Source organism: Anaeromicropila populeti (assembly GCF_900112775.1).
Lineage (GTDB): Bacteria > Bacillota > Clostridia > Lachnospirales > Lachnospiraceae > Anaeromicropila_A > Anaeromicropila_A populeti.
On record NZ_FOYZ01000006.1, the window covers coordinates 100,057 to 116,445 of the forward strand.

Annotated in this window: 13 protein-coding genes; 11 read left to right on the forward strand and 2 right to left on the reverse strand. The window is 34.6% G+C overall.

Annotated elements, in window-relative coordinates:
- Positions 1-900: 900 nt before the first annotated feature.
- The 3 genes from BM305_RS09030 to BM305_RS09040 all read left to right on the forward strand — a co-directional run bounded on the left by BM305_RS09030 (position 901) and on the right by BM305_RS09040 (position 3,787).
- Positions 901-1,635, forward strand: a complete 735-nt coding sequence (locus tag BM305_RS09030; protein ID WP_092560378.1) for a hypothetical protein — start codon at positions 901-903, stop codon at positions 1,633-1,635.
- Between the two features lie 171 nt (positions 1,636-1,806).
- Complete coding sequence (locus tag BM305_RS09035; protein WP_092560379.1) at positions 1,807-3,042, forward strand: hypothetical protein; 1,236 nt, start codon at positions 1,807-1,809, stop codon at positions 3,040-3,042.
- Between the two features lie 31 nt (positions 3,043-3,073).
- Positions 3,074-3,787, forward strand: coding sequence for a hypothetical protein (locus BM305_RS09040; protein WP_092560380.1), 714 nt, complete (start codon positions 3,074-3,076; stop codon positions 3,785-3,787).
- Positions 3,788-3,949: 162 nt separating this feature from the next.
- Here BM305_RS09040 and BM305_RS09045 read toward each other — a convergent pair whose 3' ends face one another.
- On the reverse strand, positions 3,950-5,395 hold the full coding sequence (locus tag BM305_RS09045) for a hypothetical protein (RefSeq protein WP_092560381.1): 1,446 nt from the start codon (positions 5,393-5,395) through the stop codon (positions 3,950-3,952).
- Positions 5,396-5,475: 80 nt separating this feature from the next.
- Between BM305_RS09045 and BM305_RS19050 the strand changes: the two genes are divergently transcribed.
- The 6 genes from BM305_RS19050 to BM305_RS09070 all read left to right on the forward strand — a co-directional run bounded on the left by BM305_RS19050 (position 5,476) and on the right by BM305_RS09070 (position 13,736).
- Positions 5,476-5,634 carry a hypothetical protein gene (locus tag BM305_RS19050; RefSeq protein ID WP_177214650.1) on the forward strand — a complete coding sequence of 53 codons (159 nt, stop codon included), beginning with the start codon at positions 5,476-5,478 and terminating at the stop codon, positions 5,632-5,634.
- Positions 5,579-7,429, forward strand: coding sequence for an ABC transporter ATP-binding protein (locus BM305_RS09050; RefSeq protein ID WP_242940504.1), 1,851 nt, complete (start codon positions 5,579-5,581; stop codon positions 7,427-7,429). Before BM305_RS19050 ends, BM305_RS09050 begins: the two co-directional genes overlap by 56 nt.
- The gene (locus tag BM305_RS09055) at positions 7,422-9,251 is read left to right on the forward strand and encodes an ABC transporter ATP-binding protein (protein WP_092560382.1); all 1,830 of its coding nucleotides are present in this window, start codon (positions 7,422-7,424) and stop codon (positions 9,249-9,251) included. The genes BM305_RS09050 and BM305_RS09055 overlap by 8 nt, the downstream gene beginning before the upstream one ends.
- A gap of 87 nt (positions 9,252-9,338) precedes the next feature.
- Positions 9,339-11,096, forward strand: coding sequence for a methyl-accepting chemotaxis protein (locus tag BM305_RS09060; RefSeq protein WP_092560383.1), 1,758 nt, complete (start codon positions 9,339-9,341; stop codon positions 11,094-11,096).
- A 163-nt stretch (positions 11,097-11,259) separates the two neighbouring features.
- Positions 11,260-12,027, forward strand: a complete 768-nt coding sequence (locus BM305_RS09065) for a hypothetical protein (protein WP_143099152.1) — start codon at positions 11,260-11,262, stop codon at positions 12,025-12,027.
- Between the two features lie 32 nt (positions 12,028-12,059).
- Positions 12,060-13,736 carry a vWA domain-containing protein gene (locus BM305_RS09070; protein WP_092560385.1) on the forward strand — a complete coding sequence of 559 codons (1,677 nt, stop codon included), beginning with the start codon at positions 12,060-12,062 and terminating at the stop codon, positions 13,734-13,736.
- 39 nt (positions 13,737-13,775) lie between these two features.
- Here BM305_RS09070 and BM305_RS09075 read toward each other — a convergent pair whose 3' ends face one another.
- Positions 13,776-14,012: a DUF739 family protein gene (locus BM305_RS09075; RefSeq protein WP_242940505.1), complete on the reverse strand. Its 237-nt coding sequence runs from the start codon at positions 14,010-14,012 to the stop codon at positions 13,776-13,778.
- Between the two features lie 308 nt (positions 14,013-14,320).
- On the opposite strand from BM305_RS09075, the gene BM305_RS09080 reads away from it, so the two are divergent.
- Positions 14,321-15,181, forward strand: coding sequence for a magnesium transporter CorA family protein (locus tag BM305_RS09080; RefSeq protein ID WP_177214651.1), 861 nt, complete (start codon positions 14,321-14,323; stop codon positions 15,179-15,181).
- Positions 15,182-15,331: 150 nt separating this feature from the next.
- The coding region (locus BM305_RS19055; protein WP_092560387.1) for a choice-of-anchor A family protein at positions 15,332-16,389 on the forward strand (1,058 nt) is incomplete at its 3' end.

Consider the following 16,389-nt stretch of genomic DNA (forward strand, 5'->3'; position numbering starts at 1 on the left):
TGGTTGGTAGGGGTGCCACTGGCTGTAGGTGCGGTTGTAACATTACCAGGTTGGGGTGGTTTTGCTTTAAGTATTGGGGTTAGTGTTTTTGCAGTGATTACTATGGATTATGTTCGTACAAGAATTGATGATTTAATAGATTGGTGGGAGTATGTGTCATGGTAAAAAGAAAAAATATCAGTATAGTTAATGTGTTGTTTCCAAATAGAAAAATATCAAATAATAGTAATAATAATCTTATTGTATGGGAAAAAGCAATTAGCGATTATTATCATAGTGTTATTGAAGAGATTCAGATTAAGATATGGGGTATATACATTATTGATATCATGTGTACTTTATTGTATTGTTTTTTGTTTAAAAGCCATGTCTTACTGATAGTAATTTCTTCATGTCCAATTTTGATTGCCATGTTTTGCTTTTACTATCATATGAAAAAATGCGAAGAGAGTCTTAATAAATTAAAGAACAAATATAAAATACATATGTATATCGATAATTATATACATGTATCCATTTTACTATTATGAATGTTTTTTATGTATATTATTTCTATAAAAAAATTTAATAACACTATGAAAAGTATAGGGAGTCTTTTTATATTTTTTTACGTAATTTATTTTTTTACGATAGTAGTGTTTTACAGGATTCTTCGTTTAAATCTTAACCGAACAATAAATTTTATCAAAAAACCTGGTTCAAATGCAAAAAGTTATACCATCTTTATAATTGTTGGAAGCGTTTCGCAAATTTTGGTTAGAGCACATGTTTTTAATGAATCTATACTGATAATGGTATTTGTTTTTCTTATGCTATATATTCCTATTAAAGTGGCTTATGGTATTCTTGTGCTTCGATATTTTTATTTGACATAGTAAGAACATAGATTAGGAGAAGTCGATGAACAAAAATAGAACCAAATTCAGATTATTGGATTTAATGTTTCCTAATAAGAAGGTTCCAAAAGATCTGAGGGAACTTTATGTATGGAAGCAAATAATTGCAGAATATGAGAACTATACTATAATGAGCGTAGATAAAATTAAGAGAGGTCGTTGGTCGGTAATTCCTATTGATTTGATATGTGGTATTGGCTATGGCATCTATCTACGAAATAACCGTATTCTGCAAAGTGTCGTTATTTTAATATTAGTACTTTTTATGTTACTATATATGAGATGTTTCGATTTGAGTAGAAATGAAACAAAAACAGATGTGAAAAGATATAAGTTTCTTATAAGTATTCAAAGCATGATTCATTGTGGGATACTTGCCCACTGTATTTTTTTGGGATGTTATATTGCTAATAAAAATGTAGTAGTAACTGATTTTGAAAGAGAGTTTATATGTGTTTTTTTGAGCGTATTTATTGTAGTGCTGATTTTCTATCGGGTTTTGTGCAAGTACTTTGTTTTTATTGCTAATTTATCAAATAATCCCTTATCAAGGCCTGGAACGTTTGTTCTATTTGCAATAACAGCAGTTTTTAGCAGACTATTGATAAGGTTAAATATTCTAAATAATAAAACTATTATATGGGTAATGATATTTGCTTTTGTGGCATTTTCCATTACTATAAGCTACCGAGTGTTTATTTATAGGCATCTTTATTTAATTTATAAGAAGGATAATTAGAAAACATGGGATAGTTTCCTGGAACAGTATAATCAATGGCACGAGTTATATTATCAGAAAATTTCGGAGCTGATTCTATTTCAGTATTGTTTAGTTGAAGTTTATCACACAGGAAATACGCTTATGGAAGAGAGAGATCAGTTATTAGATTAGATTGTCAGGGGGATGCATATGAGCGATACCGATATTATGTTACATAATAAACAGGCAGATAGTTTTTACAATGAAGCAACGGATAGCAATATTTATCATATTAATAAAATTATAGAAAAACTAGAAGATGCAAATCAGTATTTGAATAAGTTAACAACCCATTCTGGTGATAGAAATATTATAAAAAACAAAGTGTTACAATTATCAAATCAGTTGGATATTGAGAAGGTAAGATATCAAGAGATTGGGAAATGTTTTCTTAGCTATGTGGACAGGGTAAAGGAAAGGGACACTTATTTATGCGGATATATAAATCAATTGTTTGTGGAAACAAATTATGATATGACGATTGAGTTTAGAGAACAAATGGTGGATGATTATTATGTTGACAGCATTAATCTGGAACTGGAAGACAGCTTTCAGTTTGGTGATATGGCGGTTTTCCTGGCAGTACAGGAGTTTGTCGAATCGGGAGACAGAACGAATCAGGAAATTATAGCGTTTGTAAAGGAATTACAGAAAAATAATGATGGTACAGTAGATACCAGTGTGTTTGATGAACTTTTAAAGGAGTTAAAGATTTTTTATGATGCTAATGCAGGGACATGGGAGGGAAAAGCAAAGACAGGAGAAGGATTTTGGCAAGGTTTTTGCACTGACTATGCGAAAAAGGCAGAGAGTGCATTTAAGAAAACAGCTGCAAGTGTAAAGCCAGAAGAGCTTTCCCGATTGTATAAGCAGTTAAATAATATGGAAAAGGATTATGTCAGAAGCAGTGCATTTGTTAGTAAAAATAAGGTGAGTGTAAACTCTTCCTCCTATAAATTGTACTTGAAGAGACAGAAAGAATTCTATAAGGTTAGTGATGCAATCCAAGAGTATAGTGATGAGGTTTATGGGGCAGGTAGTGTGGCAAAGAGTGCAGAAGAACTGGAAAAGAAAGTGAGTAAATTTGGAAACAGAGTAATGTATCTTATTAGTGCAGTGGAAGTAGGATGTGCTGCCTATGATAGTATTATAAATGAAGGAATGGATTGGGATGATGTGATACAAGATGTTGGTGTGGCAGTTTGGTTGGTAGGGGTGCCACTGGCTGTAGGTGCGGTGACTGCAACACTACCAATAGAGTTTTCATTTTGGGCTAGTGCAATAATTGGCTATGGAGCATCATATTTTGCGGCAAAAACATCTGATTTTATTGGCGATAAGATGGATGATCTTGAAGATTGGTGGGAATATCAATTTCAGTGGTAACACAAATAGAGGACGAAGGGTGAAAAACTAAATGGATTTTAAAATAATAAATATATTGTTTCCCAATAAAAAGGTACCAAAAGATCTAAGAGAACTGTATGTATGGAAACAAATAATAGCAGAATATGAAGATAATATTGTAACAAGAATGCGTACCAAAGAAAGTGCATTTTGGGCAACGGCATTTCTTGATTTAATTTGCTGTATTTTGTATTGCATATTTCTTAGAAACAATCGTATTTTACAACTTGTTATTTGCATTGTATTTTTAACTCTTTTAATAATATATAAGAAACATTTTGACTTAAGCAGAAATGTTTCTTTTGGAGAAATGAGAAAATATAGGATTATTGTAGCAATTGAAGTGATGATTCATGTTGCTGTATTAGCACATAGCCTTTATTTAGGCATAAATCTAGCAGATAAAAATTTATTAAGTACAGATTTTATAAGAGAGTTTGTTAGTATATATATCGGAGCATTTGTTATAGTAATTTTATTTTATAGGTTGTTACGTACATATTTTGTTCGCATATCGTATTTGGCAGATAATCCATTATCTAAGCCAGCAAGATTTGGATTAATAGGAGTGCTTTTGAGCAGATGGCTAGTAAGAGCAAATATAATAAATGATAAAACTATTGTATGGGTAATGATATTCACTTTTATAGCAATGTCAATTACTATAAGTTACCGAGTGTTTATTTATAGGCATCTTTATTTAATTTATAAGAAGGAAAATTAGAATAAAAAAACAATGATCTCTCGGAATCTTGAGTGATCATGCTAGCTATGCTGGCAAATGCACTTTGAAAAGTAAATATTATCCATGAAATGAAAAATTGGGTACAAGAAATAGACATAACTGTTGCTATGTCAAAGAAATTAAGATATAATAGTCTTTGGATTATGCTGCTTGTCGAATCAACTTTTGTAGGGCGGATTCAAAAGGCAAATCCCATGCATCCAGATGTTGTAGCATCAGGATGTGATAGAGTCGGCAGTACCACATCTTAGTTGAGCGGTGTCTGCCGTCTTCTAGTTTAAAGTCTAATTTCTCACGCTTGTTAGAGCGTTCAGTAGAAGTTCTTGCATTGTACTCAAGCTTCCATTCCTCACTGTCACGAAGCGGTATGTTAAACAATCTTGGATTATCTTTCATTGCTAAATGAACCGTTCGTCCATACTTAGATTCTGAACATGGGTGTTCACAGGAACATCCGTATTTACGACTGGCAAGAGGACATCTAAATTTGATACGATATTTCGAAGGCTCAGAGCCATCATGGTTCATGCGACGACCTGCAAGGCAGATAGGAACCCCATATTTACCAATGGTAAAGTCGTTTTTGTAAGGAAGATTACTTCCCCGTTTCCAGTATTCATAATAAGGCATTGCATCATGAGCAGAATCAAGAAGCAGTTTGTTTACCTTGTAGTCAGGCAGGAAATTTTTCATTCTGAAAAAGGTATGAAGAAAACCATGAGAATCATGCTTTGAAGCTGGTGATAACAAGGGAAATACAGGAAGATCACTGTAAGAATCAGAGGCAACAAGCATATATAAATCGTAGCCATGATACCAGCAGTCACGTGAGGAATCCCAACCGATATCACAATCAGGTTGGGAAAAATATCTATCACATTTGCAGTCAGTAATACCTTTAGTGGAACAGTCACATATACGATGCCTGCGTTCTCTGTGAGATGTAATAACTGGAGTACCATCACCAGCTAAAGCAAGGGATTTAGGATTAATAAGTCCCTTAGAAACAGACAAATCGAGGAATTCTGATTTATATAGTTTGAATAAGGAACCATAAGGCTGTTCATCAATGTTAAATATGGTATTTTCTAGTTCAGGAAGAAGCTGTTCAACCGTAACTTTTTCAATCGAATCCGCTTTGGTGCCTTTTGTTTTTGGTTTTTTAACTTTTGTTTTTAAAGGATGAATATGGGAAGAAAGATGGCTCTCATCAGAATCCCATAGTCTAGAAAGAAAGTCATAAAAGGTACCAACTCCCGGAGTGTCACCAAATGCAAAGCCGCTAAGAATGGCATAGAGAGGGTTGATTTTAAGCTGGGCAGCCCAATCAGTTAAAGAGGATACTTTGAACGCAATCGATAGCAGGTAGGAACGCTGCATACAGGAAGGAGTCCTTGGTTTAGGGCCAAAGACAGAGTATTTCGATTTCATGAACACATCGGTATAGGACAAATCAAGATTCCAAAAGCGTTCGATAATATCCCATGTGGAACGAGCAATGGAATTAGGGTCAGGATAATATTTACGAAGATTTTCAAAAAGAAAATCTTGATAGGCGGAATGGCCGCCAGAATTAACAGGTAACATAAAAATCGCCTCCAATCAAAAAATATCTTATAAATAAGAGCGCGAAGCGCACATTTTTCGATGAAGTTGTCAAGTGTTTTTTGATAAAAAAGTGGGGGATTTTAATAAAAAAGGAATTTGAAAGCCTTGAATTTACTGGCTTAGAGATTCCGAGAGACTATAATATCAACAGGAGGGAAAAGTTTGGAAAAAAAGAAAAAAGAAATGAATATGGCGGAAAGTATGAAGTATTTGCTTAAAACGATCTGGAAAGCAGATAAAGGTTGTGTGATTTTTTCATTTTATAAAAACTGTTCAGAGGAGATTTTTGTATCATTTTTCTTCGTCTATATGACACAGAAGATTTATGAGTGCATAGAAAAGAAAAGTCCATACAGCCAACTAGCAAAAGTAGTTATTATCTTTTGTCTTCTTCATATTTGCATACATATTGGTTCCGCCTTCTACACGTATAATATCCGGTTAAAAACACCCATTGTATATCGATATATTTTTGACAAAGTAATTACAAAAGCAACTACTATAGAAATAACCAGGTACGAGCAGCCAGATTTTTATGACAAATTTTCAAGAAGTCTTGATGAATGTCTAAATAAAGCCATGGATGGGCTAAGTAATTTAACAAGGTCAGTGGGTGCAGCCATGTCCGCACTTGCAGCACTTCTCATTATAGCGAGGGTAGATCCAGTACTTATTATATTTGTATTTCCACCTGTCCTGGGGGCATTTGCATTTGGTGTAAAAGAAAACCAGCAGGAGTATCAGCTTAGAAAGGAAGAAACCTATGATTTGCGGGTTATGGAATATGTAAAACGGGTGTTTTATGAAAAAAAGTATGCTGGTGAAATCCGCCTTTATAAAATAAGAAATATTCTGTTTGGAAAGCATAAAGAAAGCTATGAAAAGCGATACCAGATTCATAAAAAGTACAGAAAAAAAATAGCATTCTATCAGTTTATACGTATTGTATTTTTTGTGGGAATGACGCTTTTCGGAACTTATATTTATGTAACCTATGTAATTAAGACTACAGGTGAAAGTAAGATTGGAGCATATGTTGCCATGCTGTCTGGCATTGGGTTTGTGTCGTGGCAGGTAAAAGAGTCGGTACATAACGGAATAGAAGCTGGGAAATGTTGTCTGTTTATGAACAACTTAAAAGAATTCCTGGAATATCAATCTAAAAGTACCGATGGAGGAACTAAAAAAATACAAGGATTGATAGGTGACATTTCCTTTCATAATGTTTCGTTCACATATGAGGGAGGAAAGAGTAAGGTTATTGATGATTTAACCTTTACAATAAGAAAGGGAGAACACATTGCATTAGTAGGGGAAAATGGTGCAGGTAAAACGACTCTTGTTAAACTTTTAATGGGATTATACCCTGTTTCAGAAGGGAAAATTATAGCGGATGGGTGTGATATCAGAGAATTTGAGCCGAAAGAGTATCACAGCCGATTCGGAACCGTATTCCAGGACTTGCAGATTTTTGCACTTCCATTAGGGGAAAATGTTTTGATGAAGGAACCAAAATCAGAGGCAGAAAAGCAGTTAGTAATAGATTCTTTAAGAAAAGCCCAGTTTGGTGACACGTTACAGTCTTTGAAAAATGGAATTAATACCATGATTACCAAAGAATTTGATGAGGATGGTTTTGTCTGTTCTGGAGGGCAGGCTCAAAAAATTGCTATTGCCAGAGTATTTGCAAAGAATCCTGATGTGGTAATTTTGGACGAACCGTCAAGTGCTCTTGATCCGATTGCAGAGTATAATATGTACCATAATATGATGCAGGTTTCAGAAGGAAAAACCGTATTTTTTATATCTCACAGGTTGTCATCAGCCCGCATAGCTGATAAAATTTATTTTCTGGAAAAAGGAAAGATAAAAGAGAGTGGAACACATAATGAATTAATAGAGTTAAATGGAAGTTATGCACAAATGTTTCGATTGCAGGCACAAAATTACCAGGAGAGTGTGCCAGAAAATTATATAAATCAAAGTAGAGTGGGGGAGGAACTCCATGTGTAGTGATAGAAAAGAAAAATTGACAGTCAGGCGCTTGTTAAGTAATATCACATTTGTATTAAAGTATGCAATGAAGCTGGATAAGTGGTTAGTAGTACTAGTATTTTCTGCATTTACAATTTGTGGGTTGGTTTATGCTTTATTTGACAGCTTATTTCTAAAAATGTTCATAGAAATATTATCAGACACCAATAAAAACTTAAGGGAGTCACTGATTTTTGTTCTTATTGGTATGATTTTTGTTGAAATTGGTGAGATAGTACAGTTGCTAACGGACAATTATGCAAGAGCCAGATTTGTAAAAATAGCTGGATCGATTCAGGCTGATTTTATTAAAAAAGCAGCAGACATAGATTTAATTTGTTATGATCAGAATAAGTATTTTGATGATTTTGTAATTGCTGCTTCTCAGGCAGAGGAAATGATTATAAATGGTGTGATGAGTACCGCAAGAATTATTGGAACAATGACAACAATTTTGGCGCTGGGGGCTCTTATCATGACAATAAACCCCCTTATTGCCATATTTCCAGTTGCAGGTTTTTTCATTAATATGATTACAAGATTTCAAATTACAAAGCTGGAATATGAGTATGAGATTGTACGAAAAAAAGTGATGCGGAAGGCAGATTATTCTAAGAGGGTATTTTACCAGCCAGAATATGCCAAGGAAATTAAATTATCAAATATCGAAATTCCTCTTAGAAAGCAGTTTGAAGCAGCCATTGATGAGATTACAGATGAGGCAAGAATTGCAGGAAGAAAGATTGCAATCTTATCATTGATTAACTGGATTGTTGTTTTTACTATGTTCTCCTTTTTCTTTGTACCAATGTATTTGGGGTATCTGGCTCTGGTAAAAATGAGTATTGGACTAAGTGATGCAGCAGCAATGAATAATGCCCAAGGTGAAGTGAGAAATAACCTGGATGGTTTAAACTATGCACTAGTGGATTTTCAAAAGGTTGGCCAGTTTGCTGAAAGGTTTCGCCGTTTTATTGAATATGAAATAAAAATTGAAAAGGCAGCTGGCAGCAAAAAGATTCCAGAGGAAAAGGCAGTCCTGGAGATAAAAAATATGTTTTTCCGGTATGATGGTGCCGATAAAGATACATTACGTAATATTTCCATGGCTATAAAGCCAGGTGAAAGGGTTGCTATTGTAGGAGAAAACGGGGCAGGAAAAACTACCTTTATTAAATTATTGATGCGTTTATATGATGTAACAAGTGGAAGCATTTGTTATGGGGGAGAAGATATTCGTAATTTTGCAACAGAAGAATATAGAAATATTTTTGGAACGGTTTTTCAGGATTATCAATTATATGGCATTTCACTGGCAGATAATGTTAAAATGGATTGCGCCAATGAACAGGATCGCACAATAATTGAAAAGGCGTTAGAAAAAGCAGATTTTACGGAAAAGCTTAACCGGCTTCCTAAGGGAATTGATACGGAAATGACAAGGGAATTTAACGAAGAGGGTACCATGTTGTCAGGCGGAGAGGCTCAAAAGGTGGCCATTTCCAGAATGTTTGCAAAAACAAATCAAATGTCAATTGCAATTTTAGATGAACCATCCAGTGCTTTGGATCCCTTTGCAGAACATACTTTAACTAAAAATATGATGGAGTGTGCAAAGGATGCTGCTGTCATTTTTATTTCTCACAGACTTTCAACTACGAGAGATGCAGACCGTATTTACATGTTTGAAAATGGAGAAATTATTGAGGAAGGCACTCACGACGAATTAATGAAGTTGGATGGAAAATATAAGAGGATGTTTGAAAAACAGGCACATTATTACAAAAATAGTATTTTGTAAAAAATATTATATTAAGTGTCATCTTTTAACGAAAACCGTCGATATATAAAAAGTAGTAATAGATAAAACAAAAAGGATGGAATAAAGATGGCAAAAAAGAAGAGTAAAAGGGTGAAAAGCAGTTATTGGAAAAAACATCTGGCTGCCAAATTATTTTCTATTTTTGCATTGCAGGTATGCGTTCTTATTGCATACACGGTTGGCGCATATATGAACAATTCTGCAATAAAGCAAGAAGTAAAAGCAGTTACTGAAGATAAGTATCAGGATTTAAATGATATTTTTGTGCTGACCAGTGGCATGGAAGCAATTCAAAGGGAATTATTTGATTATGTATTTCAAGATGAGAATATGAACAGCCAGATGATGGAAGAGAGTCTGAAAATGGAAACAGAAGAAGTTCAGACTACATTAACTAATTTTATCAGCAGAGTGCCAGAAGAGGGACAGGTTAAGCTGGCTGAATTTCAAACGGCTGTAAATGAGTACTTGGCTTTGTTTGATCAGATTGTTCAGTTAAAAAACAATAGTGGTTCAGAAACGGAAATAATGACACTGATGGATCAGGCAAGAGACATGGGGGATACTCTGAATATGCATTTATCAGGAATGAAAGAGCAGAGTGATGCCAATATGGCTGATTCCAAAACTGTTTTGGACAACGAAGCAATGCGATATACGGCGATGATTAATGGACTGGTAGTAGTTATTATTTTAGTTACGTTATTTTTTGCCGGAATTGTATTGACTGGTGTAATCAAGCCAGCAACTAAAGCAAAAAAGGAACTGGATATTTTGATAAGCAGTTTGCAGGAAGGAAAGTTGGATTTATCAAGGCGCATTGAAATTAAAACCCAGGATGAAATTGCTCAGTTGGTTGGAGGTATTAATATTTTTCTGGATATGCTTCATAAAACAATTGAAAGCATTGTGAAACAATCAGATGCGTTGTATGCGTCTGTAGATACTGTGGCATCTCAGGTGTTCACAGCTGGTGAAAATGTATCCAATATTTCAGCTACTATGGAAGAACTGGCAGCAAGTATGGAAGAAGTCTCTGCTACTATTGTTCATGTGAATGAGGATGCAGCGAATGCAGAAAAAAATGTAGTTGATATCTCAAACCGCTCTGAGAACAGCCTGTCTTTTGTATCAGAAATGAAAAGCAGAGCAGAACTGCTTCAGAAGGAAGCTGTGGGAAGCAAAAATGATACAAATCGTATGATTGAAGAAATTAGTAATACAATAAAGAAATCTGTGAAGGACAGCGAAAAGGTTGCTGGTATCGATACATTAACCAATGAAATTTTGGAAATTTCCTCTCAGACAAATTTACTTGCACTAAATGCATCAATTGAAGCAGCAAGGGCTGGGGAAGCCGGCAAAGGTTTTGCTGTTGTTGCAGATGAAATCAGACAGTTGGCAGATAGCAGCAGAAATACAGCAAATAGTATACAGCAGCTAAGTAAGGATGTAACGGATGCAGTAAAAGGGCTTGCAGGAAGTGCAGAAGAAATTTTGGAATTTATTCACAATACAATTATTGCTGATTATGATAAGTTTATTAGAAATGGTATGCAGTATCAAGACGACGCAGTTAAAATAAATGGTATGGTGGAGGAATTTTCTGTAAAGGCAAGACAGGCTAAAGATACCATTAATAGTATTGTTAACTCATTTGATGGAATATCATCGGCTGTAGAAGAGAGTACGATTGGAGTTTCTGAGGTAGCTAATTCAACTACTGGACTTGTAACAATCATTAATCAGATTCAAGATGCGGAAGAAAGCACAGGATTAATTGCAGTAAGCCTTGGGGAGGAAGCAAACCGGTTTTCTGTATAGTAAAATAATCCTAATTAGAAAGAAAAAGCTGTTGTAAAATAGACTGGAAGTGTTTATTTTACGGCAGCTTCATTTTTTTGTTTACAAGAATATCATTATCAAGTAAAATTTATATATTGATTATTCAAAAAGAGGTGAGGAGAAAATGCAGAAGGAGCAAATAATGAAATTATCCGCATTGAATGCAGGAATTGTCGGGGTAAATGTAATTGTATTTTCTAAAGGGCTTCTAGGCTGCTCAATTTTTAGTTATAACACAGCGGTTGTTGCTTTTAGTATTACAGTAGTGGTAATGAGTATAGCAGCTTTTTTTTACGGAAATTATAGGTTGCTTTTTATTCATTCAATAAAAGATGGTTTTACGATGGACCAATTAAAAGAGCCAGAGGACTATGTACAGGCATTGGAGAGTTATCGGAACAGACTTACTTTTTTAAAAGAGATTAACCAGGCAATTAGTCAGATTGAGCGGATTTTACGAAAAAAGGAAGTTCTGGATGGGGTACTTTATCAGAACTTAAAGGAATCAGCGGAGGATTTTAATGGGCTTAGTCAGGTTGTTCTAGATACTAATAACTTGATGTATGAAAATATTAAGAAAATTCTGTGCAGACTGGCTATCTTTGATGAGGCAGAATACAATAAGCTGAAGGCCGCTGGTAAGGCAAAAGGCGGAGAGCAGAACAATTCTTATTATGCACAATACCAGTTGTATCAGCAGCATATATTATATGTAAAGGATTTGCTTGAGAAGAATGAAACTATTTTACTGGAATTTGATAATCTGCTCATTGAAGTATCCAAGCTGGGAGAACAGGGTGGAAGAGGAATTGCTGGACTGGATTCTATCAAAGGTACAGTGATCGCGATGAAAAAACTTCGTCAGGGAGAGGATGATATATCAGATTTGGAACAAAAATATGAAAAGTAATATAAATTTATAGAATGGCAAGGAGAACAGATATGAAAAACAAATACATAGCATTTATTGCAATTGGCATTTTCTCTTTTTTAGCACTTTATGTGGGGCTTACCGTCACTAAAAATTGGGGAAAGACATCATCTGAGATTAGTACGGATACAGCATTAAAGAAGCTGGAAAAAATGGTGGACGACGTAGATCCACAACAAGTTGAAGCCAGAAAGGCAAATGTTCAGTTAGGAGGAAATAATCTGGAGGAAGAGCTTCCAAGCATTGATAAGTATCCACTTAGTGTAACAGCAAACACAAAGGATAGCATTGAAATATTTGTATCAACTGAAAAGGGTGGTACGGGTAATGATGGATGGTTGAATGATGTAGCAGAAGCATTTAATAAAGAAAAGATTAAAGTAAATGGAAAAACTGCATCAGTCTCCATTCGGTCTATAGCATCTGGTATGGCTATGGATTACATTGTTTCAGGGAAGTATTTACCAGATGCGTTTTCACCGTCAAATGAACTGTGGGGCGCTATGATTGAAAATAAAGGTGTTGCAATTCAACTTGAAGAGAAAAAGCTGGCTGGTAATGTGGCAGGAATTTTATTGTCTAAGAAGAAACAGGAAGAATTAATTCAAAAGTATGGTGAAATAACAATTAAAACAATTGCACAGGCTACAGCAGAAAGTGAAATTGCCATGGGATATACCAATCCATTCGCAAGTTCTACAGGACTCAACTTTTTAATTTCTACCTTATGTGCTTACGATGAAACCGATCCACTAAGTATTCAGGCAATGGACGGCTTTGAAAGCTTTCAGTTAAATGTACCTTTTGTAGCATACACTACTTTGCAAATGAGGGAAGCAGTAGAGTCAGGGGTTTTAGATGGACTGATTATGGAATATCAGACCTATAAGAATTCTACCGATTTGAAAAAATATGAATTTACACCGTTTGGAGTAAGGCATGACAATCCTATTTATTCAGTTGGAAAGTTATCAGAGCAAAAGCAGGCAATTTTAAAGGAGTTTATTTCTTATTGCTTAAATGATGCAAATCAGAAATTAGCTGATAAATATGGATTTAACCAACTAGACACTTATAAAAGTGATTTACCAGAATTTTCAGGTGATATTCTAATTGAGGCTCAGGATTTGTGGAAGGAAAGCAAAGATTCAGGCCGTCCTGTTACAGCGGTTTTTGTGGCAGATACTTCAGGCAGTATGGACGGAGAACCATTGATGGAATTAAAGAATTCTTTAATTAATGGAGCAGAATATATTAATTCAGATAACTACATTGGATTAGTGACTTATAACAGCAGTGTATCCATTAATCTTCCAATTGCTAAGTTTGATTTGAACCAACGTTCCTTATTTACTGGAGCAGTTACAGATATGAGTGCTGCTGGTGGAACAGCAACCTATGACGGGGTATTGGTAGCAATGGATATGTTACTGAAGGCAAAAGAAACGAATCCAGATACAAAGCTTATGATGTTTGTGCTCAGTGATGGTGAAACAAATGAAGGTTATAAACTGAAATCAATCAAGGGAATTTTGAAGGCATTAGAGATTCCAGTATATACAATTGGGTATAACGCAGATATTGAAGCATTAGAAACACTTTCACAAATAAACGAGGCGGCAAGCATTAATGCAGATTCAGATGATGTTGTATACAAATTAAAGAGTTTATTTAACGCACAGATGTAGGTTCATTTTAGGGGGAGAGAAAAATAGAATTCTCTCCCCCTATTTTTCTGTAAAAAAGTATAGCGGAATATCATTTTTGTTTAGGCCAAGCAAATCAATGGATCTGCTGATCTCCTGCTGGGAAAATTCTAACTTACAATTTAGCCGCTGGCTAAGTGATACCCTGCCAATCCCCAGTTCTAAGGCGAATTTTTCTTGTGTCCCATAAAGTTCTTTAATTTTACCTAAAAGTTTATTGTAATTATAGTGAAGCACTTTTTTTTCCTGCGATGACAATTAGGCCACTCCTCTCTAAGCTGGTAATATGCTGGTGTTTTTCATGTGCCATTATTATAGTATTGATTAACCTAGATAACAATACGAGTTATGCATGTTACGTTTCATTACAACGATTTTACAAAGTATTTGGATAAACATATCACAGAATGTCATTATTAATAGAAAAAGGAACTTTTTTTCTTGATAGCAAATAACTTTTTGAAGATATATGAAGATAGAATATATAGATTTGACAGAATGGTTCCGTTGATTTAACATATAATAAGTATGAACACATGCTAATTACAAATATTCAGGAAACTGGTATGGACGGTGAAATAATGGAGAAGAAAAATACATTAGAAAAGATATATATGTTAAATGAATTAGATAAACTTACAAAATATATGAATCAAATAATTGTGGAAACAATAAGAAGCAGACAGATGGATAAATTTGAGAGCCATGAAAAGTTTATTTTGATTTCTTTTGATTGGTATGACATTCATGAAGAAAGTGGGGAACCTGCCCAGATTATTATTTATTATGAAGAAAATAAGTTGATATTCCTTTGTGAAACAGTTCGGTGCTTTCATAAAGTACAGCAGCTATTAAAGGAAGGAACAGATAATGAACATATTCTTTATGAGTTTTTTGCAGAACTTATAAAGGGAGATATTGATTGTTTAGAAGAACTAGAAGAAAGTATTACAGAAACAGAGGATGAATTGCTTACGTGTACTAGAAAAGGGTATGCTGCTATTATTATTAAATACCGCAGAGAATTATTACGGCTGAAAAAGTATTATGAACAGTTGAATTATATTTTTGAAGGTCTTGTAGAAAACGAGAACAATATGATATCAAATGAAAAACTGCGTTATTTCCGTATTCTGGATAATCGAATTGACAGGCTTTTCGCTAAGGTTTTAAGTCTGCGGGATTATGTTACACAGGTTCGGGAAGCTTATCAGGCACAGATTGATATTGAGCAGAATAATCTGATGAAAATTTTTACTGTAGTGACAACTATCTTTTTGCCACTTACCTTAATTGTAGGATGGTATGGAATGAATCTGAACATGCCAGAATTCTCTTGGAAATATGGATATCCTTATGTCATTACATTAAGTATTATCATATGCTTGATATGTATCATAATATTTAAAAAGAAAAAATGGTTTTAATTAAAAAATAGTAATAAAGGTGTTGCATAAGTGACAACATCTTTATTTTAGTTAAAGTTTAAAAATGTAAATAAAAATTTCTTGACAATACCATATCTATCCAATAAACTATGAGGTATTAAGAACAGAAAAAAGATAGAGAGGAATTTTATGAAGCGTAAGAATATTTGTATTATGTTGATTTTTGTTTTAGTTATGTTTACTATCGGAAATAAGACCTTTACCGATGCAGGTTCAGAGGATGATTTTGACTTTGGTGTTGCAAAAGACTATAACTTGTTTATTTTAGGGAATATGAATAAGAGCCTTGCAGATTGTGAGGGCAGGATTGCTGTTGGAGGAAATGCAACCCTTTCCAGTTACACGATTGGTTCTAAGCTTACAGTAGATGGAACAAGGGCGGATTTGTACATAAATGGTAATTATAATTTAGATGGAGTAAAGATGCAAAAAGGTATTATTGCAGTAAGCAGTACGTCAGTGAATGAGGGCTATAGTAATATTGATATTCAGCATGATGGACTGACAGCAAGTGAAAAGGCTGCATTAGTGGCAGCACCCATTATAAAAGATAATTATATTGATTTTGCAGCAGCCAGTACATATTTTATGAATTTGTCGTCAACATGGGCAAGTGTGCCGGCAAACGGAACGGTGACAGCACAATATTCAACGATTACCTTTAAAGGAACAGATGCGGTCTATAATATTTTTAATTTAGATCCAACAGCAATCTCAGAGCTTGACAATAGCAATACGGAGATTGCAAAATCACCAATGTCAAAATTTACTACCATTACCATTGATGTACCAGCTAGCTCTATTGTTTTGGTTAATGTTACAGGGGTAGATGTAGAACTTCCTAATATTGAGCCGTTGGGAACATCAGGAACCTTTGCAGCAGATCGGATTATATGGAATTTTCCTGATGCAACCTCAATTAAAGGTGGTGTTTCAACATCTACTTGTACAATAAAGGGTTCTGTACTGGCTCCAAAGGCAACCTTATATATTGATTCAGCTAAGAGTGGACATATTGATGGAAATATAGTGTTAGGTAATCTTGAGGCATTGAATACAGGAAGCTTTGAGACACATATCGATGGTTTTATTACTCTTACAACACCAATTGGTGGTAGTGCAACCCCTACGCCAACACCAGTGATAACACCAACGCCAGTGATAACACCAACGCCAGTGATAACGCC

Excerpts from the sequence above, each read along its gene's own strand:
- BM305_RS09030 (WP_092560378.1), top strand. The coding sequence starts at position 901 with ATGAACAAAAATAGAACCAAATTCAGATTATTGGATTTAATGTTTCCT.
- BM305_RS09035 (WP_092560379.1), top strand. The coding sequence starts at position 1,807 with ATGAGCGATACCGATATTATGTTACATAATAAACAGGCAGATAGTTTT.
- BM305_RS09040 (WP_092560380.1), top strand. The coding sequence starts at position 3,074 with ATGGATTTTAAAATAATAAATATATTGTTTCCCAATAAAAAGGTACCA.
- BM305_RS09045 (WP_092560381.1), bottom strand. The coding sequence starts at position 5,395 with ATGTTACCTGTTAATTCTGGCGGCCATTCCGCCTATCAAGATTTTCTT.
- BM305_RS09055 (WP_092560382.1), top strand. The coding sequence starts at position 7,422 with ATGTGTAGTGATAGAAAAGAAAAATTGACAGTCAGGCGCTTGTTAAGT.
- BM305_RS09060 (WP_092560383.1), top strand. The coding sequence starts at position 9,339 with ATGGCAAAAAAGAAGAGTAAAAGGGTGAAAAGCAGTTATTGGAAAAAA.
- BM305_RS09065 (WP_143099152.1), top strand. The coding sequence starts at position 11,260 with ATGAAATTATCCGCATTGAATGCAGGAATTGTCGGGGTAAATGTAATT.
- BM305_RS09070 (WP_092560385.1), top strand. The coding sequence starts at position 12,060 with ATGAAAAACAAATACATAGCATTTATTGCAATTGGCATTTTCTCTTTT.
- BM305_RS09080 (WP_177214651.1), top strand. The coding sequence starts at position 14,321 with ATGGACGGTGAAATAATGGAGAAGAAAAATACATTAGAAAAGATATAT.